Below are 22,060 nucleotides of genomic sequence, written 5' to 3'. Positions count from 1 at the left end.
CCAACCCACGAATACCAGAGAGATCCACCGTCGCTGATAGCCCTTCGCTCCCTGACCCGTAGGCATTGAGGACAACCGCATGCACCAGAGACAACCGAGCCCTTGACAGGTCAATCCATACCAGGAGCCCGATCCCTCGACCCGGGCCTTCAGGGGGTCACCCTCAGCGGGCCATTGACCTTGAGGGTATCCATGGCCACCTGGGTGGCAATATCGCGGATGCCCGCCATGGGGCTGATGGTGGTGGAGAGGAAGCGGGAGAGCTCGGCGAGATCCGCCACCACCACCCGCAGGATGAAGTCGTGGCTGCCGGTGACGGTATGGCAGTCGATCACCTCGTCCCGGGCCAGCAGCTCGGCGACCGCCTCCCGGGGCGCGGCCATGCGCCCCTTGTCCACCGAGAGAAAGATGAAGGCGGTGACCTTGAGCCCCAGGGCCTCGGGGTTCAGGCGCAGGGCATGGCCCTCGATGATGCCCTCCTTCTCGAGCCGGGCGATGCGCCGGGAGCACTGGCTGGGGGAGAGACTGACGGCCTCCGCCAGGGCGCCCAGGGTCAGGCGTGCGTCCCGCTGCAGGGCTCGCAGGATCCTGCTGTCGAAGCGGTCGATGTTGATCATTTGCACGAATCCTTATGATTTCGCAATTATCTTGCACCATTGGCCGGAATCCCGCCAGACAACGCAATCCCATCCCGCGCCGGGCCTCCTAGAATCATGGTCATGCAGTCGCTGCCCATCTTCTCCGGAGGTACTCCATGCCCGTGACCCTCGACGCCGTGCGCGAACTCGATCGCCGCGATACCCTGGCCCATTTCAAGGCCCGCTTCGCCCTGCCCGAGGGCGTGCTCTACCTGGACGGCAACTCCCTCGGGGCCCAGCCCCTGGCCGCCCGGGAGGCGCTGGCCACCACCCGCGATCAATGGCGGGACGAGCTGATCAAGGGCTGGAACCAGGGCTGGTTCGATGCCCCGGAACGCCTGGGTAACCTGCTGGCGCCGCTGATCGGGGCGGGGTTGGGGGAGGTGATCGTCACCGACAACATCACCCTCAATCTCTTCAAGCTGCTGGGCTATATCACCGAGTCCCGGGGCCGGGTGCGCCCGGTGATCCTCAGCGAGGGCGGCAACTTCCCCACCGATGGCTATATCTCCCAGGGCCTGTGCCGCTTCGCCGGCCTGGAGCACCGGGTGCTGCCGGAGGGCGCCGAGCTCGCCGACCACCTCGATGATGGGGTGGCGGCGGTGGTGCTCAGCCAGGTCAACTACCGCACCGGGCGCCTGCGGGACATGGTCGCCACCACAGAGCTGGTGCACGAGCATGGTGCCGAGATCGTCTGGGACCTGGCCCACACCGCCGGCGCCCTGCCGGTGGACCTGCATGGCAGTGGCGCCCGCTATGCGGTGGGCTGCACCTACAAGTACCTCAACGGCGGCCCCGGGGCCCCGGCCTTCCTGTACGTCCATCGTGACCACCAGGGGGGCGGCTGGCAGCCGCTCTCCGGCTGGCACGGCCATGCCGCCCCCTTCGCCTTCGACGCCGACTACGCCCCAGCGCCGGGCATCACCCGCTTCCGCACCGGCACCCACTCGGCGCTGAGCTATGCCCCCCTGGAGGCCTCGCTAAGGTTGTGGCGGGAGGTCGACATGGCGGCACTGCGCGACAAGAGCCTGCGCATGACCGAGCTGTTCCGCGACTGCCTGGCCGATGTGGTCGAGGCTCACGGCATCGATGACATCACCCCGGCGGTGGAGGAGCGCGGCAGCCAGGTGGCGCTGATCGAGCGCGAGCACGGCTATGCCATCGTCCAGGCGCTGATCGCCCGCGGCGTGATCGGCGACTACCGGGAGCCGGGCTTGATGCGCTTCGGCTTCACGCCGCTCTACCTGAGCTACGAGGACGTCTGGCAGGCGGCCCGCCACTTCCGCGAGGTGGTAGAAAACCGCGAGTACCTGGAGGCTCGCTTCAAGGTGCGTTCGGAGGTCACCTGATGGAGCCCTTCGGGGATCGGGCCGAACGCGAGCACGCCTTTTCGCCGGCCTTCCGGGAACAGGGCGAGGCGCTGCATGCCCGGGCCCGGGTGGCCGGGGTCTCGGCCGACCTCCGGTCGCTTCCCGATTGCGACCACTTCGACATTCTCGAACGACTCGGCGAGCCGACCCGCTGAGTCCGCCATCCACAGCACGACCGGGTGAGTACACTCCAATGACAATATCGCAAGCCAAGAGCGCCTCAGGCGAGGCAATCCCTGCGGGCAAGGCGCTGGGACGCGCCCAGTTCTCCAGCCGTTTCGGCTTCCTGATGGCCGCCGCCGGCGCGGCGGTGGGCCTGGGCAATGTGTGGAGCTTTCCCTCCATGGCCGCCAACAACGGCGGCGGGGCCTTCTTGCTGGTCTATGTGGTGATGGCCTTTATCCTCGCCTATCCGGCGCTGATGGCGGAGCTGACCCTGGGGCGCTATGCCCAGAGCGGCATCATCAATGCCATGGGGCAGGTGGGCGGGCGCGGCCTGCCGCGGTGCCTCGGCCAGGGCGTCGGGGGCCTGGCGCTCGCGGCCGCCTGCCTGGGACAGGCCTTCTACGCCATCGTCACCGGCTGGCTGGTGGGCCATGCCCTGTTGGCCCTGGCCCGGCTGCTGGGCCTCGATGGGGCCGCAGCCTGGCTCGCCGAGGGGAGCTTCTGGCGCGACTGGAGCCTGACCCTGGTGGCCATGTTGATCACTGCGGCGGTGGTGCTGGCCGGGGTGAACCAGGGCATCGAGCGCTGGACCAAGCGGCTGATGCCGCTGCTGCTGGTGATGATGCTGGTGCTGATCGTGGTGATGCTGAGCTTCCCCGGCGCCGGTGAGGGGGTGAAGACCTACCTGGTACCCGACCTGTCGCGGATCGATGGGCAGCTGCTGCTGGATGCCATGGGCCAGGCCTTCTTCTCGCTCTCCATCGGCGTCGGCGCCATGGTGGTCTACGGCTCCTACCTGAGCCGCAAGGCCAACCTGCCCAGGGTCGGCGCCCAGGTGATGCTGATCGATATGGGCGTGGCCTTCGTCGCCGGCCTGCTGATCATTCCGGCCATGTTCGTGGCCCATGGCCTGGGGGTGGAGGTGTTCAACGAGGCCGGCGAGCTGCAGAGCTCGGCGACCCTGCTGTTCATGGTAATGCCCGCCCTGTTCGAGGCCATGGGGTCGCTGGGGCTGGGCCTGGAATTGATCTTCTTCGTGCTGCTGGCCATCGCCGCCCTGACCTCCATGTTCCCGGTGCTGGAGGTGCCGGTCTCCACCCTGGAGGAGACCGACATGATCCGCCGGCGCCCGGCCACCTGGCTGATGGCGGGGGTGACCTTCGCCATCGCCAGCCTGATCCTGGCCTACTTCGAGCCGCTGTTTGACTGGGCCATCACCCTGACCATCAGCTACAGCATGCCGCTGGTGGGGGCCCTGGTCTGCCTCTATGTGGGCTGGCTGCTGTCCCGCAACGCCAAGCTCCGGGAGCTGCGCCAGGGGGCGCCGGAGATCGAGCACACCCTGTTCTGGAAGATCTGGCCCTGGTATATCCGCGTGATCTGCCCGCTGCTGGTCCTGGTGGTGATGCTGCGCGCCTGAGCCGAAAAGAAAGTCGCGCCCCTTCGGGCGCGGCTGTCTTTCCAGGGGGAGGGCGCCGTGGCTTCCGACTGACCTTAGGCCAGGTCGAAGCGGTCGGCGTTCATCACCTTGGTCCAGGCCTTGACGAACTTCTCCTGGGCGTCGTCCTGGGCATAGACCTCCGCCAGGGCACGGAGCTGGGAGTTGGCCCCGAAGATCAGGTCCACCCGGGTTCCGGTCCACTTCACCTCACCGGTCCTGCGATCACGACCCTCGAGCACGTCGTCATCGGCCGTGGTCGGCTTCCACACGGTGTCCATGTCGAGCAGGTTGACGAAGAAGTCGTTGGTCAGCTGACCTTCACGGTCGGTGAGCACCTCGTGCTTGGTGCCACCGTGGTTGGTGCCCAGCACGCGCATACCGCCGACGAGTACCGTCATCTCGGGTGCGGTCAGCTTGAGAAGCTGTGCCCGGTCCAACAGCAGTTCCTCGGCCGGGACGGTGTAGCGCTGCTTGAGGTAGTTGCGGAAACCGTCGGCGATCGGCTCGAGGTACTCGAAGGACTCCGCATGCGTCTGCTCTTCCGTGGCGTCGGTGCGACCCGGGTGGAAGGGCACCTCGATGTCGTGTCCGGCCTGCTTCGCAGCCTGTTCGATGGCGGCATTGCCACCGAGCACGATCAGGCGGGCGAGTGACACCTTCTTGTTGCCGGACTGGGCGTCATTGAAGGCCTTGTGGACCTTCTCCAGCGTGTCGAGCACCTTCTTCAGTTGGGTCGGCTCGTGCGCTTCCCAGTCCTTCTGCGGGGCCAGGCGGATACGCGCGCCATTGGCGCCGCCGCGGTTATCGGAGCCGCGGAAGGTGGTGGCGGCCCCCCAGGCGGTCTTGACCAACTCCGAGGTGGACAGGCCGGCGTCCAGGATCTGCTGCTTGAGCGCGGCGATGTCCTTGTCATCGATCAGCTCATGATCGACAGGCGGCACCGGGTCCTGCCAGATGAGATCTTCCTCCGGCACCTCGGGGCCGAGGTAGCGGGCCTTGGGCCCCATGTCGCAATGCAGCAGCTTGAACCAGGCGCGGGCAATGGCGTCCGCGATTGCCTGGCCGACCTGCTCGCGGCCGAGGGCATCGCCGATACCACCCCGCCGCCGGCGGAGCGCGGCAGCCAGGTGGCGCTGATCGCCCCGGATCACGGCTCTTCCCTCGCCCCGGATCACGGCTCTTCCCTCGCCCCGGGACACGGCTATGCCATCGTCCAGGCGCTGATCGCCCGCGGCGTGATCGGCGACTATCGCGAGCCGGGACTGATGCGCTTCGGCTTCACACCCCTCTACCTCAGCTACGAGGACGTCTGGCAGGCGGCGCGCCACTTCCGCGAGGTGGTGGAGCACCGCGAGTACCTGGAGCCGCGCTTCCAGGTGCGCTCGGAGGTGACCTGAAGGCCGCGCATGCTGTCGCTGGGGAGCACACCTCGAGAGCATTGAGGTCTCGAGCGTGCCCGGTGCCCACCTGATGGAGACCCTCGCCGGGGGTCGCCTGATCGAGGTGTCCTTGGGCCTGATGTGAGGCGGCCGGCTGGGATAGGCTAAGGGGCAGATGAGGACTCAAGGCCACCCGCGTGGGAGGGAAGGACATGCCCCTGATCGATCAACTGGCGGAAGCCCATATCCAGCAGGCGCTCGACAGCGGGGCCCTGGATCACCTGCCGGGACGTGGCCAGCCGCTGCGGCTGGATGACGACAGCATGGTCCCGCCGGAGTTGCGGGCCGGCTATCGATTACTCAAGAACGCCGGCTTCCTGCCGCCGGAACTGGAATTGGTGCGCGAGGTTCGCGAGGTGGAGAGCCTGATTGCGCGCCTTGACCATGGCGAGGAGCGGAAACGGGCTTGCGCCAGGCTCAACCTGTTGCGCAGCCGGTTGCGGATCCAAGGGCGGGAACCGAGCTTGTTGCTGGAGCGGGGCGAGTACCGGGACAGGCTGATCCGCCGGTTGGACCAGGAGGACTGACGCGTTCGGTAGCGGGCCGGATTCGCATGACAGGACGTTGCCTACCCGCCAAGACGAGATCTCTTGACCGCCATCAAGGTGAGGATCCGGTCAAGCGCACTACGCTTCTTCCATGGCTGCCGTCGCGCTCCCCGACATGGGGGCAGGAGGAGAGGTCCGATGTGCCCGCTAGACCTGGATAGGCAAGCCAGAGACGCCCTGTCCCCGACCCTGCCCGATTATGACGCCGCGCGGACGTCATTCAACTGGCGCGAAGCCCGAACCTGGCTGCCTGCCATGCCCGGCGGCGGCATCAACATCGCCCATGCGGCCCTGGACCGCCACCTCGGCTCACCTACCGCGGAACGGACCGCCATCCGCTTCCTGCCCCGTGAGGGCGATCCCGTCGACATCAGTTACCGGGAGCTCACCGCGCGGACCAACCGCTTCGCCAATCTGCTGGCGGCGCTGGGACTCAAGCCTGGCGACGGCGTCTACGGCATCTCCCACCGCATCCCCGACCTCTACGCCGCCGCCCTGGGCACGCTGAAGCATGGCGGCGTCTTCACGCCGCTGTTCTCCGCCTTCGGGCCGGAGCCGATCCGATCGCGGGTGGAGATCGGCGCGCCCGTGGCCATCGTCACCACCGAGCGTCTGTATCGCCGCAAGCTGGCCGACTGGCTCCACGAGATGCCCTCGGTGAAGCAGGTGCTGCTGATCGGCGAGGTGGAGGAGGCCCCGCCGGGGACCCTGGTGGTGGACCGGGCCCTGCGCGACCAGTCGCCGGACTACCTGACCCGCCCCATGGCCGCGGAGGACCCGGCGCTGCTGCACTTCACCAGTGGCACGACGGGCCGGCCCAAGGGCGCCATCCATGTCCACGAGGCCGTGGTCGCCCACCACATCACCGGTCAGTACGCCCTGGACCTGCATCCGGGGGACATCTACTGGTGCACCGCCGATCCCGGCTGGGTCACCGGCACCTCCTACGGCATCATCGCGCCGCTCACCAACGGCGTGACCCTGGTGGTGGACGAGGAGGAGTTCGATGCCGAGCGCTGGTACCGCATCCTCCAGGACCAGCAGGTGGCGGTCTGGTACACCGCGCCCACGGCCATCCGCATGCTGATGAAGGCCGGGCCGGAGCTGGCCCACCGGCACGACCTCTCGAGCCTGCGCTTCCTGGCAAGCGTAGGCGAGCCGCTCAATCCGGAAGCCGTCCACTGGGGGCGGGAGACCCTGGGGCTGCCGTTCCACGACAACTGGTGGCAGACCGAGACCGGGGGAATCATGATCGCCAACTTCGCCAGCATGCCGATCAAGCCAGGTTCCATGGGGCGCCCCGTGCCGGGTATCGAGGCGGCCGTGGCGCGGCGCACGGCCGACGGCATCGAGCTGATCGAGGACCCGGACGAGACCGGCGAGCTGGTGCTCAAGACCCCCTGGCCCTCGATGTTTCGCGGCTACCTCCACGAGGAGGTGCGCTACCGCCAGTGCTTCGCCGGGGCCTGGTACCTCACCGGCGACCTGGCCCGCCGCGACGCCGAGGGCTACTTCTGGTTCATCGGCCGCGCCGACGACGTGATCAAGTCCTCCGGGCACCTGATCGGCCCCTTCGAGGTGGAGAGCGTGCTGATGGAGCACCCCGCGGTGGCCGAGGCCGGGGTGATCGGCATCCCCGACGAGGTCGCCGGCGAGACGGTCAAGGCCTTCGTGGCGCTCAAGCCGGGCCATGCGCCCGGCGAGGCGCTGCGCAAGGCGATCCTGGGGCTGGCGCGCAAGCGTCTCGGCCCGGCCGTGGCCCCCCGCCAGGTGGAGTTCCGCGACCGGCTGCCCACCACGCGCAGCGGCAAGATCATGCGTCGCCTGTTGCGCGCCCGGGAGCTGGGGCTGCCGGAAGGCGACACCTCGACGCTGGAAGGAGGCCACGAATGACCATGCCCTCGACCGACAAGCCGCGCCTGTCCCGGGCGCACCTGCACGACCTGCTGCACCAGATGCTGCGCATCCGCCGCTTCGAGGAGCGCTGCGTGGAGCTCTACACCCAGGAGAAGATCCGCGGCTTCCTGCATGTCTATATCGGCGAAGAGGCCGTGGGCACCGGGGTGATGCACGGGCTGAAACCCGACGATGCCGTGGTCTCCACCTACCGGGAGCACGGCCATGCGCTGCTCAACCGCATCCCCATGGAGCGGGTGATGGCCGAGATGTACGGCAAGGCAGCCGGCTGCAGCAGGGGGCGCGGCGGCTCCATGCACCTCTTCGACGCCGCCGCCCGCTTCGTCGGCGGCAACGCCATCGTCGGCGGCGGCCTGCCGCTGGCGGTCGGCCTGGCCCTGGCGGACAAGCTCGCCGGGCGCCGCCGGGTCACCGTCTGCTTCTTCGGCGACGGCGCCGCGGCGGAGGGCGCCTTCCACGAGAGCCTCAACCTGGCCGCCCTGTGGGGGCTGCCGGTGCTCTTCGTCTGCGAGAACAACCTCTACGCCATGGGCACGGCACTGCGTTATTCCCATGCCCAGACGGAGCTCCACCGCAAGGCCGAGGCGCTGGGCGTGCCCGCCGAGAGCGTCGACGGCATGGACATCGCCCGGGTGGAGGCCGCCAGCGCGCGGCTGCTGGAGGCGCTGCGCGCCGGCGACGGGCCGCGCTTCCTGGAGTGTCGCACCTACCGCTTCCGCGCCCACTCGATGTTCGACCCGGAACTCTACCGGGACAAGGCCGAGGTGGAGGAGTGGAAACAGCGCGACCCCATCCTGCGCCTGTCGCAGTGGATGCAGCACTCGGGACTCCTGCACGAGGGCGAGCTGGAGGCCATGGAGGGCGAGATTGCCGCAGAGATCGAGCGTGCCGTGGCCTACGCCGAGGCGGCGGAGTGGGAGCCCGAGGCCAGCCGGTTCGAGCATGTCACTCGAGAGGCGAGCGCCGCGCCGCCACCGCCGCCCGCCGCCGAGTCCGATCCCGTGGAGCTCAGCTACCGCGAGGCCATCCGGCTCGGCCTGATCGAGGCCCTGGAGCACGACGAGCGCGTCTTCCTGATGGGCGAGGACATCGGCCACTATGGCGGCTGCTACGCGGTCAGCCGCGGCCTGCTGGAGCGCTTCGGCCCCGCGCGCATCCGCGACACCCCGCTGTCGGAGAATGGCTTCACCGGCGCCGGCATCGGCGCGGCGCTCGGCGAGGCGCGGCCCATCGTCGAGATCATGACGGTGAATTTCAGCCTGCTGGCCATGGACCAGATCGTCAACGCCGCGGCCACCCTGCTACACATGTCCGGCGGCGAGTTTTCCGTCCCCCTGGTGATCCGCATGGCCACCGGCGCCGGCCGCCAGGTGGCCGCCCAGCACTCCCACAGCCTGGAGAACTGGTACGCCCACGTGCCGGGGCTCAAGGTACTGGCCCCCGGCACCCTGGAGGATGCGCGCTACATGCTCTGGGCGGCGCTGCAGGACCCCAACCCGGTGCTGATCTTCGAGCACGTGCTGCTCTACAACCGCGAAGGCCGGCTGGAACCGCGCCCGCAGGGCGTGGACATCGAGCGTGCCGCCATCCGTCGCCCGGGGGGCGACCTCAGCCTGATCACCTATGGCGGCAGCCTGCCCAAGACCCTGGAGGCGGCCGAGGCCCTGGCCGAGGAGGGCATCGAGGCCGAGGTGGTGGACCTGCGCGTGCTGCGCCCGCTCGACACGGCAACGCTGATCGCGTCGGTCGGCCGCACCCATCGCGCCGTGATCGTCGACGAGGGCTGGAAGACCGGCAGCCTGGCCGGCGAGATCGCCGCGATCCTCGCCGAACAGGCTTTCTGGACGCTGGATGCGCCCATCGAGCGGGTCTGCACCGACGAGATCCCCATTCCCTATGCGCGGCACCTGGAGAACGCCGCGCTGCCCCAGGTTGCGGACATCCTGGCGGCGGCCCGCCGGGCCATGGGGGCCGCGCCATGAGCGATTTCCTGATGCCCTCGCTGGGGGCCGACATGGAGGCGGGCACCCTGGTCGAGTGGCGGGTCACGCCGGGCGACCGGGTGGAGAAGGGCCAGGTCATCGCCGTGGTGGAGACCGCCAAGGGGGCGATCGACGTGGAGGTGTTCGAGAGCGGCGTGGTCGAGGCGTGCTACGTGGCGCCGGACACCACGGTGCCGGTGGGCACCCCCCTGGCCCGCATCGGCAGCGGCGATCACGTGGTTACCGAGACTCCCGCTGCCATGACGGAGCCTGCCGCCACCGAGGCGGCCCCCCCCGAGCCGGCCGTGGAGCCGCTCCCATCCCCGGAGCCGCTCCCCACCCCAGTGTCGCCACCAGCACCAGGCCCCGCGCCTGTCCCGGAAGGTGGCCCGACCAGAGCCTCGCCGGCGGTGCGCCGACGGGCGCGCGAACTCGGCGTGGCGCTGGATACCCTAAGCGGCAGCGGACCCGGTGGCGCCATCGTGCTGCGCGATCTCGAACGGGCCGCCGGCGGCGAGCCCCGGCCCGAACGCCGGCGCGACGGTGGCTTCGATCGCGACGAGATGCGCCAGGCCATCGCCGCGACCATGAGCCGCGCCAAGCGCGAGATTCCCCACTACTACCTGGCCACCAGCCTCGACCTGCAGGCCGCCGAGCGCTGGCTCGCCGACTACAACCGCGACCGGCCGCCCGAGGCCCGCCTGCTGATGGCCGCGCTGTTCATGAAGGCGACCGCCCGGGCGCTGGTGCGTTATCCGGACCTCAACGGCCATTATGACGACCAGGGCTTCCACCCCGCCGAGCGCGTCGACCTGGGCATGGCCATCCACCTGCGCGGCGGCGGCTTGATCGCCCCGGCACTGCGGGATACCGCGGCGCTGGCCCTGCCGGCGCTGATGAGCCGCCTCCAGGACCTGGTGCAGCGCGCCCGCGGCGGCGGCCTGCGGGCCTCCGAGCTCGGCAGTGCCACGGCCACCGTGACGGCGCTGGGCGAGCGCGGCGTGGACACCGTCTACGGGGTCATCCATCCGCCTCAGGTGGCGATGATCGGCTTCGGCTCCGTGCGCCGGCGCCCCCTGGCGGTGGACGAGATGCTGGCGATCCGTCCGGCGGTGGACGTCAGCCTGGCCGCCGATCATCGCGTCTGCGACGGTCACCTGGGCGCCCTGTTCCTCAACGAGATCGATGCCCAACTGCAACACCCGGAGGCGCTGTGAACAGAGACCAACTGCGTGCCATCGTGCTCGAGGAGCTCTCGGCCATCGCCCCGGACATCGACATCACCCACCTCGATGACCGGGCCCGGCTGCGCGACGAGTACGACCTCGATTCCATGGACGCCCTGAACCTGCTGACCGCCCTGCACCAGCGCCTGGGCGTCGATATTCCCGAGAGCGATTACGCCCGGATGCACAGCCTCCAGGCGCTGCTGGACTACCTGGAATCCCGGACCGGGAGCTGAACGGGAGAGGAGCGACCAATGACCCGCCATGCACGCATCGTGATCCTCGGCGCCGGCACCGCCGGGCTCAGCGCCTTCAAGGAGGCCTCCGGCGTCACCGACGATATCCTGCTGGTGGATCCTGGCCCGCTGGGGACCACCTGTGCCCGGGTCGGCTGCATGCCTTCCAAGGCCCTGCTCAAGCTGGCCCGGGACGTGGATGGCGCCCGCCGTCTCGCGCGGGAGGGCTTCGTCGCCGCTCCGCCCGGCCAGATCGACGATGCCGCCATCCTGGCGGAGGTGCGCCGGCTGCGCGACCGCTTCGCCGCTGGTCCGACAGCCGCCGTGGAGAAACTGGGAGAGCGTTACCTCAAGGCCCGGGCCCGTTTCGTCGGCCCCGACACCCTGGACCTGGAGGGCGAGCGGCTCAGCGCCGATGCCATCATCGTCGCCACCGGCAGCGAGCCCATCGTGCCCGGCCCGTGGCGGGTACTGGGTGATCGCCTGCTGACCAGCGACAGCCTCTTCGAGCTGACGCGCCTGCCTCGACGGCTCGCCGTGGTGGGGCTCGGTGCCCTCGGTACCGAGCTCGGCCAGGCGCTGGCGATGCTGGGCGTGGAGGTGCACGCCTTCGGCCTGGACGACCAGGTGGGCGGCTTGACCGACCCCGAGGTCAACGCCGCGGCCCTGACGGCACTCTCGAAGTCCATGCGGCTGCATACCGGCCAGGCGGTGGAGCCCGAGCCGAGCGGTGATGGTGTGCGGATCCGCTTCGGCGGGGAGAGTGTCACGGTGGATGCGGTGCTGGCCGCCATGGGGCGCAAGCCCCGCGTGTCGGACCTTCACCTGGAGGCACTGGGGCTGGCGCTGGGCCGCCAGGGCCTGCCCGAGCTGGACCCCCGGCGGCTGCGCGCCGGCAATACCTCGGTCTACTTCGCCGGCGACGTCAACGGGGTGATCCCGCTGATGCACGAGGCCGCAGACGAGGGACGCCTGGTCGCCTACCACGCCCTGAACCCCGATGCCGAGTGCCTGACGCGCCGCACGCCCCTGGCCATCGTCTTCACCGAACCGCAGCTCGCCCGGGTCGGGCTGGCCTTCAAGGAACTGCCCGAGGACGCCCTGATCGGCAGCAGCGACTTCGGCAAGCTGGGCCGGGCCATCATCCTGGATGACCTCGGCGGCCCGCTGCGCGTCTACGCTGATCGCGACGGGCGCCTGCTGGGGGGCGAGATGGCGGTCAGCGGCGCCGAACACCTGGGGCATCAGCTGGCCTGGCTGATCCAGCAGGGCGTCAACGTCGTCGATGCCCTGTTGCTGCCCTATTACCACCCGGTACTCGAGGAGGGCCTGCGCTCCGCCCTGCAGGACCTGCGTCGCCAGCTGCCGGAGGCGGTGCGGCGGCCGGATCTGCCCCTGTGCGGCCATCGCGACGACCCGTTAGCGGGTATCTGAGGGGCTGATGCGTTCGGCTTCAGACCCCTTGCCCGCCATGAGGACGTCTCTGGCAGGCGGCCCGACACTTCCGCATGCCTGGTGCAGATAGAAAAAGACGCTCGGGCGCCACCGTGAGTCGGTAGCGCCCGAGCGTCTACAGCTCCTCTCTATCGATCAGGCTATCCGGCAGCGAGGTCGAAGCGGTCGGCGTTCATCACCTTGGTCCAGGCCTTGACGAAGTCCTTGACGAACTTCTCCTGGTTGTCGTCCTGAGCATAGACCTCGGCGTAGGAGCGCAGGATGGAGTTGGAACCGAGCACCAGGTCGATGCGGCTGGCGGTCCACTTCACCTGGTCGCTGTTGCGATCGTGGATCTCGTAGTGGTTGTTACCCGCGGGCTTCCAGGTGTTGCCCATGTCGGTCAGGTTGACGAAGAAGTCGTTGGTCAGCTGACCTTCACGGTCGGTGAGCACCCCGTGCTTGGTGCCACCGTGGTTGGTGCCCAGCACGCGCATGCCGCCGATCAGCACGGTCATCTCCGGCGCAGTCAGCCCCATCAGCTGGGCGCGGTCGAGCAGCATCTCCTCCGGCTTGACCACGTACTCCTTCTTCTGCCAGTTGCGAAAGCCATCGGCCAGAGGCTCCAGGTACTGGAAGGACTCGGCGTCGGTCATCTCGTCGGTGGCATCGCCGCGGCCCGGGGCGAAGGGCACCAGGATGTCGTGGCCGGCGGCCTTGGCGGCCTTCTCGATGCCCACGCTGCCGCCGAGCACGATCACGTCGGCCAGGCTGGCGCCGCTGTCGGCGGCGATCTTCTCGTACACCTTCAGCACCTTGGCCAGGCGCTGCGGCTCGTTGCCTTCCCAGTCCTTCTGCGGGGCCAGGCGAATACGGGCGCCGTTGGCGCCGCCGCGCAAGTCGGAACCGCGGAAGGTGCGCGCGCTGTCCCAGGCGGTGCTGACCATCTCGGCGATGGAGAGGCCGCTCTCGGCGATCCGTTGCTTGACCGCCTCGACGGAGTAGTCGGTGCTGCCGGCCGGTACCGGATCCTGCCAGATCAGGTCCTCCCTGGGAGCTTCCGGACCGATGTAGCGGGACTTGGGGCCCAGGTCGCGGTGGAGCAGCTTGAACCAGGCCCGCGCGAAGGCATCCTGGAAGTAGCCCGGGTCCTTGCGGAACGCCTCCATGTACTTCCGATAGCTGGGGTCCATCTTCATCGCCATGTCCGCATCGGTCATGATGGGATTGTGGCGAAGGGAGGGGTCGCTGGCATCGACCGGCTTGTCCTCCTCCTTGATGTCGACGGGCTCCCACTGATTGGCGCCGGCGGGGCTCTTCTTCAGCTCCCACTCGTGGTCGAGCAGCATGTCGAAGTAGCCCATGTCGAACTTCGTCGGGTACTTGGTCCAGGCCCCTTCGATGCCGGAGGTCACCGCATTGGCGGCCTTGCCCTGCATGCTGGGGTTCTTCCAGCCCAGGCCCTGCTCCTCGACGTCGGCCGCCTCGGGTTCCGGGCCCAGCGCGGTGGCATCACCGTTGCCGTGGGTCTTGCCCACGGTATGGCCACCGGCGGTCAGGGCCGCGGTCTCCTCGTCGTTCATCGCCATCCGCTTGAAGGTCTCGCGCACCTGCTCGGCGGTCTTGAGCGGATCCGGCTGGCCATTCACGCCTTCCGGGTTGACGTAGATCAGCCCCATCTGCACCGCGGCCAGGGGGTTCTCCAGGGTGTCGGGCTTGTCGACGCTGCCGTAGCGCCCGTCGGAGGGGGCCAGCCACTCCTTCTCGGCGCCCCAGTAGATGTCCTTCTCGGGGTGCCAGATGTCCTCGCGGCCGAAGGAGAAGCCGAAGGTCTTCAGGCCCATGGATTCGTAGGCCTCGTTGCCGGCCAGGATGATCAGGTCGGCCCAGCTCAGCTTGTTGCCGTACTTCTTCTTGATCGGCCACAGCAGGCGGCGCGCCTTGTCCAGGCTGGCGTTGTCGGGCCAGGAACTGATCGGCGCGAAGCGCTGGTTGCCGGTACCGCCGCCGCCGCGGCCGTCGGCGATGCGGTAGGTGCCGGCCGCGTGCCAGGACATGCGGATCATCAGGCCGCCGTAGTGGCCCCAGTCGGCCGGCCACCAGGCCTGACTGTCGGTCATCAGGTCGTGGAGGTCCTGCTTGAGCGCGTCGAAGTCGAGCTTCCTGACCTCGTCGCGATAGTTGAAGTCCTCGCCCATCGGGTCGGACTTGCGGTCATGCTGATGGAGGATGTCCAGGTTCAGGGCTTCCGGCCACCAGTCCATGTTGGAACGGCCCGTGGCGGTCTGGCCACCGTGCATGACTGGACACTTGCCTGCGTTCTGCTGATCACCCATCTCGCTCTCCAAGCTTGGCTGCGTTGAGGGAACTGTCACCTGTGTATAGACGATGACGCTCCGATGGGACAATGAGCCAAATCAACCATGCCCATACGGGCGCTTGACGGTCGGGCTCCTCGTCGTTGCCTTATAAGCTAATCACCGGTTTCTATTAGCACAAAGCGGGAATATCCACCGACTCGATAGTCAGCCTTTATCGACCCGAGACTCGGGGGGCGAGGGCGTCAGGGGGTCGGCAACGCCAGCGCCCCGGTGCTACCCATCAGGAAGGCACGGTTGGCGTCGAGCGCCTCGCGCAGGAAGTCCCACAGCAGCCGCACCCGGGCCAGGCGGCGCTGCTCCTGGCGGGCGGTGATCCAGAACTGGCGGTCGATCACCACCTCGTCATCGAGCACCCTGCTCAGCTCTGCCGTGGTTTCCGCCATGAAGCAGGGCAGCACGGCGAGTCCCGCACCGTGGCGGCAGGCGGTGTGCTGGGTGGTGATGCTGGTGCTGCGCATGGCGAAATGGGGTGGGGTGCCGACCACCGCCGGGTCGAGCAGCGGCTCCAGGTAGCTGAGCTGCTCGCTGAAGATCAGGTCGTCGACATAGCCGATCAGCCGGTGCCGGCCCAGGTCGGCGAGCCGCGCCGGGGTGCCGTGGCGGGCCAGGTAGTCGCGGCTGCCGTAGAGCCGCAGCCGGTAGTCGCAGAGCCGCGAGATCACCAGGCCCGGGCTCACCGGGCGCTCCACGGTGATGGCCAGGTCCGCCTCGTGGCGGCTCAGATTGACCACCCGGGGCAGTGCCAGCAGGTCCAGGGTCACCCCGGGGTGACGCTCGCAGAAGGCGCTGAGCAGCGGGGCGATCACCCAGGTGCCGAAGCCCTCGGTCACCCCCAGGCGGATCTGGCCGCCGATCCGGTGGTTCTGGTCGGTGAGGCTCTCGCCGGCCTCCACGGCGTGGCGGGCCATCTCCTCGGCGTGGGCGAGCAGTTGCTGGCCCGCCTCGGTCAACTGGTAGCCGTGGGTGCTACGCTCGAAGAGCTGGGTGTTGAGCGTCTGCTCGAAGCGCCGGGTGCGCCGCGACAGGGTGGAGTGATCCAGTCCCAGGCGCCGGGCGGCGTCGGTGAGGCGCTGGCTGCGCGCCACTTCCAGGAAGATCTGGATGTCCTGCCAGTCCAGCATCGTCGTTCTCCTTGAGGCGCTCTTTTGTGCATTGGTGCACAGGCAATGTGCCCGGATGCCCGTTGTCACGCCATCCTACGTCTGGATAGACTCAATATCATCAGGCTTCGTGCCAGCATGCACATTAAGTCGAATGTCGACTTCCAGTGTCGAACAACCAGACAACGAGAGAGGAGCACGCCACCATGTCCGTTCGCGAGATTCCCATGTATATCGACGGTCAGGCCGTCCCGTCCCAGAGCCAGGAGTGGCGCGACGTGGTCAACCCCGCTACCCAGGAGGTAGTCGCCCGGGTGCCGTTCTGCACCGCCGAGGAGGTCGACCGCGCCGTGGCCAGCGCCAAGGCGGCCTTCAAGGCGTGGCGCAAGACCCCCCTGGCCAAGCGCCAGCGCATCATGCTCAGGTTCCAGGCGCTGATCCGCGAGCACACCGAGGAGCTGGCCGCCCTGATCACCGAGGAGCACGGCAAGACCCTGCCCGATGCGGCAGGCGAGGTGGGGCGTGGCCTGGAAGTGGTGGAGCACGCCTGCTCGATCACTTCCCTGCAGCTCGGCGAGCTGGCCGAGAACGCCGCCAACGAGGTGGACGTCTACACCCTCAACCAGCCGCTGGGCGTGGGCGCCGGCATCACCGCCTTCAACTTCCCGGTCATGCTGCCCTGCTTCATGTTCCCGCTGGCGATCGCCACCGGCAACACCTTCGTGCTCAAGCCCTCCGAGCAGGACCCGAGCTCCACCATGCGTCTGGTCGAGCTGGCCCACGAGGCGGGCGTGCCGGACGGGGTGCTCAACGTGGTGCACGGCGGCCCCGACGTGGCCAACCAGATCGCCGACCACCCGGACATCAAGGCGCTCTCCTTCATCGGCTCCACTCACGTGGGTACCCAGCTCTACCGCCGTGCCAGCGAGGCCGGAAAGCGCATGCAGTCGATGATGGGCGCCAAGAACCACTGCGTGGTCATGCCCGACGCCAACCGCAGCCAGGCCATCAACAACCTGCTGGGCTCCGCCTTCGGCGCCGCCGGCCAGCGCTGTATGGCCAACTCCGTGGTGGTGCTGGTGGGCGAGGCTCAGGCCTGGCTCGAGGACATCGTCGAGGGGGCCCGCAACATGAAGGTAGGCCCGGGCACCCAGCGCGACGCCGACCTCGGCCCGCTGGTCTCACCGGCGGCGAAGGAGCGCGTGGAGCGCCTGATCGGTATCGGCGAGCAGGAGGGCGCCACCCTGGCGCTCGACGGACGCGGTTGTCAGGTGGAAGGCTACCCGGACGGCAACTTCGTCGGCGCGACCGTGTTCGCCGACGTCAAGCCGGAGATGACCATCTATCGCGAGGAGATCTTCGGCCCGGTGCTGTGCGTGGTCAGCGCCGACACCCTGGACGAGGCGATCGAGTTCATCAATGCCAACCCCAACGGCAACGGCACCTCGATCTTCACCAACTCCGGCTGGGTGGCGCGCCGCTTCGAGACCGACATCGACGTCGGCCAGGTCGGCATCAACGTGCCGATCCCGGTGCCGGTGGCCTACTTCAGCTTCACCGGCTCGCGCGGCTCCAAGCTCGGTGACCTGGGCCCCAACGGCAAGCAGGCGATCCAGTTCTGGACCCAGACCAAGACCGTCACCGCCCGCTGGTTCGAGCCGGAGAACGTCTCCAGCGGCATCAACAGCACCATCTCGCTGCACTGATACCGGCAAGAGCGTGAAACGCGGCCCCGTCTCGAGAGAGGCGGGGCCGCGATATGTCCGAAATGAACTCGGCCGGCCGATGGCCGACTGACTATCAGTCAGTATGCGGTTCCCCTTGTTGTTAATACGCTGATAAATGGATTATACCCAATCAGTTATCCATAGGATGATGCCTGGGAAGGCTGTGAAAAGTCCTACCGCCCCTAGCAGAATCATCCAGTAAGGGAAGGATGCCTTCGCTGCAGCGGTCAGGTCGACATCGTTATTCGAGATTGACGATAGCACGAAGAGGTTGAGCCCTACGGGGGGCGTAATCATGCCGATCTCGATCAGCAGTGTGACGATGATGCCGAACCAGATGGGATCGAAGCCCAGGCTAGTTATCATCGGGAAGGTGATGGGCAGTGTCATCAGCAATAGCGAAATGCCGTCGAAGAAGCACCCGAGCACGATATAGACGATGACGATCATCAGCAGGATGCCGTAGGGCCCCAGGCCGAAGCCCCCGATCGCATCGACAGCAGCACGCGGGATGCCCAGCAGGCTGACGGCTTGCGAGAGAATCACCGTGCCTATCAGGATCATGCCGATAGCTGCGAACATCAGTGAAGCGTGCTTGAAGGCTTGCCAAAGTCGTTGCAGCGTCAGGTCTCCCCATGTCATCCCGAGCACGATACTGGCGACCACGCCAAGTGCAGCGGACTCTGTGGGGGTGGCAATGCCTAGGTAGATGGTGCCGAGTACGAAAAAGATGAGGATCGGAAGCGGCCAGATCTCCAATATCCCATGGCGAATGTCAGCCCAGATGATTTTGTCTTTTGACGTCGGAGTCACTGCCTCGCCGATGTTGGAGCGGATCATGATCCATAGCGAGAACGCGGCAGCGATCAGCAGCCCTGGCAGCATGCCAGCTATGAAGAGCTTACCGATAGACACATTCTGGGTGGCGCCGTAGATGATAAGCGCCAGGCTGGGAGGAATGAGCAGTCCCAGCGTACCTCCGGCGGCCAGGGTGCCCACCACCACACTGGGTTTGTAACCGCGCCCCTTGAGCTCAGGGTAGCCTACCGAACCTATCGCCGCCGCGGTGGAGGTACTGGAACCGCTGACAGCACCGAAGAGAGTGCATACGGCAATATTGGTATGCAGTAGTTGCCCAGGAATTCGTGCGAAAAGCGGTGTCAGGCCGTTGTAGACCCTCTTGGACACACCACTGGCCAGGAGAATCTCACCGAGGAAGATGAACAGCGGCACGGCGCTGAGCGTGAAGTCGGTGAGCATGTTCCATGTGGCGTTGATGGCGAGCGGTGTAGCGCCGTTAGCCTGAAAATAGAGCAGGAACATCCCGGTGAGACCAAGGGCCGCGCCTAGGATTGCTCCACTCGATAGAAAAACGATCAGACTTCCGCTGAGAAGTAGCCAGCTCATCAGATTGCATCCTCAGTCGGTGATTTTTCTGCGATTGGTTGACGTATTCCATGCCGTAGTTGCACCAGTAAGCAAAGCAGCATGGAGAATGGCATGATTGCCATCCACGGCCACAAAAGGATGCCGCTGATGTCAGCCCGTGAGTTGATGGTGTACGAGAATTCCATGAAATCCCAGGCTTCATAAGCAAAGATTACGCAGAACACGATCAGCGTCATGGTGCCGACAAGATCCATGATCCGTGCCATCGAGGCAGGTACCAGGTTGATGAGGATTTCGATGCGGATATGGCGACCCTTGTCTAGTACATAAGGCAGGCACAAGAAAGTCAGCGACAGGAAGAGCAGGCCGGCCAGTTCATCGGAAAACCGCAAGGGGCGGCCACCGAGATAGCGCATGAGCGTACTGACGAAAATGAGTCCCGTCATGATCACACCACCGATCACGCCGAGAATGAAGGATCCGTATGTCGTTCTCTCGATCAGGAGATTGACTTTTTGCATCATTGATATTGCCCACCCACAAGAGAGGAAGGAGTCGGCCATCATTGCCGACTCCTTTCATATTGCGATTCGGGAAGTCCCGGGTTTTTATTCGGACAGTGCCTGGGTGACGGTGTTGTAATAACGTATTCCGTCGTCCCCGGCGTTTTCGGCCATGGTCTTCCAGGTGCTCCAGGCCGCTGTGACGAAGGTGTCGACGTCCGCTTCGGAGAATTGTGGCAGGACGGTAATACCTAGCGATTCGCGCTCCTCCCGTGCCAATGTCTCACGCTCGGGATCGACGGCGAGCTCGCGTGTCACTTGCCATATCTCTTGTCCCGCTTCCTCGAGGGCCTGCCGCTGGTTGTCATCGAGCCTTCCCAAGGCCCTTTCACTGATGCCGAATATCCACGGTGCAGCGGCCCAGGGATGCAGGTATGACTCATATTCCGTGACTTCCTGCAGCGAGACGGTTTTGGCTACCGTGGAGAGATAGTAGGCGCAATCCACGACCCCCGTCTGTAGTGCCATATACATGTCATTCTGGGGAATCACTTGTGCGGAGATGCCGAGTGTATCGAAGGTATCAACCAAATGTCGTGACCAGACGCGTACCTTCTTTCCTTGCAGATCATCAAGGGAGTTGACTGGCTCTTTACAGTGCAGGCCAACATCGAAGATAGGAGCCACTACGCCGCCAACTGTATGAATATTCCACTTTGAAAAGCCGTCGTCGTACATTTCCTTGATGACGGGGAGGATGTCGAGGTGCTGTTCCGCTTCGGTAATCGCTCCTTGGGCATAAACCGATGCTAGGGCGGGTGCGTCACGTGTGTAGTATTCGCCATATAACAGCGCCATATCTACCATGCCACGTTGCAGAGTACGAAGTATATCGGCTTCTTTCAGTCCAAGAGCGCCAGCATGGTAAACTTCGATCTTCAAATCTCCACCTGATTTTTCGTCGACCAGATTGGCGAATCTTTCGAGATGCTCGGCTTCGGGCCTGGATTGCGAGAGTCCACTATGGAATTTCAGGGTGATGGCATCTGCATTCACACTTCCTGCCGCTGTCATCAAGCCAACCATGATCATGTTGGACGCCAGTTTTTTTGCTATTGTAATTTTTCATTTGATGCCTCTCTGAGCGAAGGTGGGTTTCTTCATCTTGAGGTAGAGCCTTCCATCGCAGGGGGCTGTTTGCGACATCGGAGTGCCGACTAGCGACATTGCGAGTGAAGCTGGCATGTCATTATTTTAGTAATTATTGATGTAATATGTTTTTAATTAGTATATTATAATTTATGATGACTGATGCCCTTATTGCAGAGGGATGGGCTGGTCCTGGTACGAAAGGGCAGTGAAGGAAAGGAGGTGGTTACTTGATCGGGTGTGGGAGCTGGAGCATGATGGAAAGTCACGCAGCGGATCTGGTCAATGATTCTCAATAATATTTAAAATTCGATTGACTATGGCCTTGGATATAAATCTCTCCTTTATATGAAAAAAGAGGTAGTGATGGGGGATAATTTTTCGAGTTTGTTAAAGAACAAGAATATGGCGTTCCTCGAAACTGGAGCTAATTTGCAGCCAGCTTCCCAAGTGAAGCGTGTTGCTTTCCTGCTGTTGGAGAACTTCTCTATGATGGCCTTTACTGGAGCTGTCGATGCTCTTGTGACTGCCAATCTGATGCGCCCGACCACTGTCTATGAAGTATTGGTGGTTGGCAATGGAAGCGATACGGTGCTTTCCGATCTTGGCATCGATATTTCAGTCGATTGCCAGTTGTCCCAGCTTGACGAGCGTCAGTTGGATATCCTCATCCTGTGTGGCGGTTTCCGCGTGCAACCGCGTGCCAATCCCGACATGCGTACCAAGCTGAGAATCGCGAATAATGCTGGAGTGGTGCTCGGCGGTTTATGGAACGGTGCTTACTTCCTTGCCGAGGCTGGGTTACTCGATGGCTACGAGTGCGCCTATCATCCGGATGGTCGGGCGATGATGATGGAAGATTTTCCGAATGTGGTGATCTCCAACAATAGCTATGTGCTTGACCGGGATCGCGTTAGCTGTGCTGGTGCAAGCAGTTCCTTGAACATGATGCTCGAAGTGGTCAGGAACGATTGCGGCAAGGAGTTCGCCATCGCCATCGAGGAGGTGTTGAGCTGTGACAAGATGGCGGAAGTCATCGACGTCTCGGTCTTCAGTGTCGATCGAAATCCCACCTTGCCGGAACCCTTGAAGACTGCGCTGCAATTGATGCGAAACAATATCGAGGAGCCATTTTCCATCGCGGAAGTCGCCGAATGTGTAGGGATTTCCAGGCGTCAACTAGAGCGCCTATTCTGTCACCATGTCAGTGCCAGTCCTTCTCGGTACTACCTGGAGTTGCGCCTGACCCATGCTCGACAGTTACTCCAGCAAACCAATAAGCCCATTGCCGAAGTCGCGGTTGCCACCGGCTTTGTCAGTATTTCTCACTTTCGTCGCTGTTTTCACCAGCTGTTCGATATCTCTGCTGGGCGTTTCCGCAAGACATTTCAGGAAATTGACAAGACGTAGGCGGG

The 22,060-nt window shown here is 65.4% G+C and carries 18 protein-coding genes and 1 pseudogene; 12 read left to right on the top strand and 7 right to left on the bottom strand.

What is annotated here, in order from left to right:
* Positions 1-149: 149 nt before the first annotated feature.
* On the bottom strand, positions 150-617 hold the full coding sequence (locus tag AC5W54_RS19875; RefSeq protein ID WP_102627157.1) for an Lrp/AsnC family transcriptional regulator: 468 nt from the start codon (positions 615-617) through the stop codon (positions 150-152).
* A gap of 137 nt (positions 618-754) precedes the next feature.
* On the opposite strand from AC5W54_RS19875, the gene kynU reads away from it, so the two are divergent.
* Genes kynU through AC5W54_RS19860 form a run of 3 tightly spaced genes read left to right on the top strand, consistent with a single transcriptional unit; the run spans position 755 to position 3,593 of the window.
* Complete coding sequence (gene kynU / locus AC5W54_RS19870) at positions 755-1,987, top strand: kynureninase (RefSeq protein WP_495963834.1); 1,233 nt, start codon at positions 755-757, stop codon at positions 1,985-1,987.
* Positions 1,987-2,163, top strand: a complete 177-nt coding sequence (locus AC5W54_RS19865) for a hypothetical protein (RefSeq protein WP_495963833.1) — start codon at positions 1,987-1,989, stop codon at positions 2,161-2,163. Before kynU ends, AC5W54_RS19865 begins: the two co-directional genes overlap by 1 nt.
* A gap of 38 nt (positions 2,164-2,201) precedes the next feature.
* Positions 2,202-3,593: a sodium-dependent transporter gene (locus tag AC5W54_RS19860; RefSeq protein WP_495963832.1), complete on the top strand. Its 1,392-nt coding sequence runs from the start codon at positions 2,202-2,204 to the stop codon at positions 3,591-3,593.
* A gap of 74 nt (positions 3,594-3,667) precedes the next feature.
* Here AC5W54_RS19860 and AC5W54_RS19855 read toward each other — a convergent pair.
* Positions 3,668-4,666 (bottom strand): annotated as a pseudogene (locus AC5W54_RS19855) (peroxidase family protein); the annotation flags it as partial.
* Here AC5W54_RS19855 and AC5W54_RS19850 point away from each other — a divergent pair.
* From AC5W54_RS19850 to AC5W54_RS19820, 7 genes are all read left to right on the top strand, one after another.
* Positions 4,628-5,011: a kynureninase/PvdN C-terminal domain-containing protein gene (locus tag AC5W54_RS19850; RefSeq protein WP_495963831.1), complete on the top strand. Its 384-nt coding sequence runs from the start codon at positions 4,628-4,630 to the stop codon at positions 5,009-5,011. The pseudogene AC5W54_RS19855 and the gene AC5W54_RS19850 sit on opposite strands and share 39 nt — an antisense overlap.
* 194 nt (positions 5,012-5,205) lie before the next feature.
* The gene (locus AC5W54_RS19845; RefSeq protein WP_495963830.1) at positions 5,206-5,580 is read left to right on the top strand and encodes a DnaJ family domain-containing protein; all 375 of its coding nucleotides are present in this window, start codon (positions 5,206-5,208) and stop codon (positions 5,578-5,580) included.
* Between the two features lie 159 nt (positions 5,581-5,739).
* Positions 5,740-7,494, top strand: a complete 1,755-nt coding sequence (gene acsA / locus AC5W54_RS19840) for an acetate--CoA ligase (protein WP_495963829.1) — start codon at positions 5,740-5,742, stop codon at positions 7,492-7,494.
* A complete protein-coding gene (gene pdhA, locus AC5W54_RS19835) occupies positions 7,491-9,500 on the top strand; it encodes a pyruvate dehydrogenase (acetyl-transferring) E1 component subunit alpha (protein WP_495963828.1) in 2,010 nt (669 codons plus the stop codon). The genes acsA and pdhA overlap by 4 nt, the downstream gene beginning before the upstream one ends.
* Positions 9,497-10,717 (top strand): dihydrolipoamide acetyltransferase family protein, encoded by a 1,221-nt coding sequence (locus tag AC5W54_RS19830; protein WP_495963827.1) that lies wholly within the window; start codon positions 9,497-9,499, stop codon positions 10,715-10,717. Before pdhA ends, AC5W54_RS19830 begins: the two co-directional genes overlap by 4 nt.
* A complete protein-coding gene (locus AC5W54_RS19825) occupies positions 10,714-10,962 on the top strand; it encodes an acyl carrier protein (RefSeq protein WP_495963826.1) in 249 nt (82 codons plus the stop codon). The genes AC5W54_RS19830 and AC5W54_RS19825 overlap by 4 nt, the downstream gene beginning before the upstream one ends.
* An 18-nt stretch (positions 10,963-10,980) precedes the next feature.
* Complete coding sequence (locus AC5W54_RS19820) at positions 10,981-12,396, top strand: dihydrolipoyl dehydrogenase (RefSeq protein WP_495963825.1); 1,416 nt, start codon at positions 10,981-10,983, stop codon at positions 12,394-12,396.
* A 161-nt stretch (positions 12,397-12,557) separates the two neighbouring features.
* On the opposite strand, the gene katG is transcribed toward AC5W54_RS19820, so the two are convergent.
* Together katG and AC5W54_RS19810 are read right to left on the bottom strand one after the other, a co-directional pair.
* Positions 12,558-14,732 (bottom strand): catalase/peroxidase HPI, encoded by a 2,175-nt coding sequence (katG, locus tag AC5W54_RS19815; protein ID WP_495963824.1) that lies wholly within the window; start codon positions 14,730-14,732, stop codon positions 12,558-12,560.
* A 227-nt stretch (positions 14,733-14,959) separates the two neighbouring features.
* Positions 14,960-15,898, bottom strand: a complete 939-nt coding sequence (locus AC5W54_RS19810) for a LysR family transcriptional regulator (protein ID WP_495963823.1) — start codon at positions 15,896-15,898, stop codon at positions 14,960-14,962.
* Between the two features lie 185 nt (positions 15,899-16,083).
* On the opposite strand from AC5W54_RS19810, the gene AC5W54_RS19805 reads away from it, so the two are divergent.
* Positions 16,084-17,583, top strand: coding sequence for a CoA-acylating methylmalonate-semialdehyde dehydrogenase (locus AC5W54_RS19805; protein WP_495963822.1), 1,500 nt, complete (start codon positions 16,084-16,086; stop codon positions 17,581-17,583).
* Between the two features lie 141 nt (positions 17,584-17,724).
* Here AC5W54_RS19805 and AC5W54_RS19800 read toward each other — a convergent pair whose 3' ends face one another.
* Genes AC5W54_RS19800 through dctP form a run of 3 tightly spaced genes read right to left on the bottom strand, consistent with a single transcriptional unit; the run spans position 17,725 to position 20,588 of the window.
* The gene (locus AC5W54_RS19800; protein ID WP_495963821.1) at positions 17,725-19,011 is read right to left on the bottom strand and encodes a TRAP transporter large permease; all 1,287 of its coding nucleotides are present in this window, start codon (positions 19,009-19,011) and stop codon (positions 17,725-17,727) included.
* Entirely contained in the window at positions 19,011-19,559 is a 549-nt protein-coding gene (locus AC5W54_RS19795; RefSeq protein ID WP_495963820.1) for a TRAP transporter small permease, read from the bottom strand. Before AC5W54_RS19795 ends, AC5W54_RS19800 begins: the two co-directional genes overlap by 1 nt.
* A 42-nt stretch (positions 19,560-19,601) precedes the next feature.
* The gene (gene dctP, locus AC5W54_RS19790; RefSeq protein WP_495963819.1) at positions 19,602-20,588 is read right to left on the bottom strand and encodes a TRAP transporter substrate-binding protein DctP; all 987 of its coding nucleotides are present in this window, start codon (positions 20,586-20,588) and stop codon (positions 19,602-19,604) included.
* Positions 20,589-21,011: 423 nt separating this feature from the next.
* On the opposite strand from dctP, the gene AC5W54_RS19785 reads away from it, so the two are divergent.
* A complete protein-coding gene (locus AC5W54_RS19785; protein WP_495963818.1) occupies positions 21,012-22,055 on the top strand; it encodes a GlxA family transcriptional regulator in 1,044 nt (347 codons plus the stop codon).
* Positions 22,056-22,060 lie beyond the last annotated feature (5 nt).

Source organism: Halomonas sp. LMYGS-3, from assembly GCF_059509875.1.
The sequence above is the reverse complement of the archived record's forward strand: the minus strand, read 5'-3'. Positions and strand labels throughout refer to the sequence as shown.

What these genes read in the sequence shown, in the direction of transcription:
- AC5W54_RS19875 (WP_102627157.1), bottom strand. Translation starts at nt 617, where the DNA reads ATGATCAACATCGACCGCTTCGACAGCAGGATCCTGCGAGCCCTGCAG.
- kynU (WP_495963834.1), top strand. Translation starts at nt 755, where the DNA reads ATGCCCGTGACCCTCGACGCCGTGCGCGAACTCGATCGCCGCGATACC.
- AC5W54_RS19865 (WP_495963833.1), top strand. Translation starts at nt 1,987, where the DNA reads ATGGAGCCCTTCGGGGATCGGGCCGAACGCGAGCACGCCTTTTCGCCG.
- AC5W54_RS19860 (WP_495963832.1), top strand. Translation starts at nt 2,202, where the DNA reads ATGACAATATCGCAAGCCAAGAGCGCCTCAGGCGAGGCAATCCCTGCG.
- AC5W54_RS19850 (WP_495963831.1), top strand. Translation starts at nt 4,628, where the DNA reads ATGCAGCAGCTTGAACCAGGCGCGGGCAATGGCGTCCGCGATTGCCTG.
- AC5W54_RS19845 (WP_495963830.1), top strand. Translation starts at nt 5,206, where the DNA reads ATGCCCCTGATCGATCAACTGGCGGAAGCCCATATCCAGCAGGCGCTC.
- acsA (WP_495963829.1), top strand. Translation starts at nt 5,740, where the DNA reads ATGTGCCCGCTAGACCTGGATAGGCAAGCCAGAGACGCCCTGTCCCCG.
- pdhA (WP_495963828.1), top strand. Translation starts at nt 7,491, where the DNA reads ATGACCATGCCCTCGACCGACAAGCCGCGCCTGTCCCGGGCGCACCTG.
- AC5W54_RS19830 (WP_495963827.1), top strand. Translation starts at nt 9,497, where the DNA reads ATGAGCGATTTCCTGATGCCCTCGCTGGGGGCCGACATGGAGGCGGGC.
- AC5W54_RS19820 (WP_495963825.1), top strand. Translation starts at nt 10,981, where the DNA reads ATGACCCGCCATGCACGCATCGTGATCCTCGGCGCCGGCACCGCCGGG.
- katG (WP_495963824.1), bottom strand. Translation starts at nt 14,732, where the DNA reads ATGGGTGATCAGCAGAACGCAGGCAAGTGTCCAGTCATGCACGGTGGC.
- AC5W54_RS19810 (WP_495963823.1), bottom strand. Translation starts at nt 15,898, where the DNA reads ATGCTGGACTGGCAGGACATCCAGATCTTCCTGGAAGTGGCGCGCAGC.
- AC5W54_RS19805 (WP_495963822.1), top strand. Translation starts at nt 16,084, where the DNA reads ATGTCCGTTCGCGAGATTCCCATGTATATCGACGGTCAGGCCGTCCCG.
- AC5W54_RS19800 (WP_495963821.1), bottom strand. Translation starts at nt 19,011, where the DNA reads ATGAGCTGGCTACTTCTCAGCGGAAGTCTGATCGTTTTTCTATCGAGT.
- AC5W54_RS19795 (WP_495963820.1), bottom strand. Translation starts at nt 19,559, where the DNA reads ATGATGGCCGACTCCTTCCTCTCTTGTGGGTGGGCAATATCAATGATG.
- dctP (WP_495963819.1), bottom strand. Translation starts at nt 20,588, where the DNA reads ATGATCATGGTTGGCTTGATGACAGCGGCAGGAAGTGTGAATGCAGAT.
- AC5W54_RS19785 (WP_495963818.1), top strand. Translation starts at nt 21,012, where the DNA reads ATGGGGGATAATTTTTCGAGTTTGTTAAAGAACAAGAATATGGCGTTC.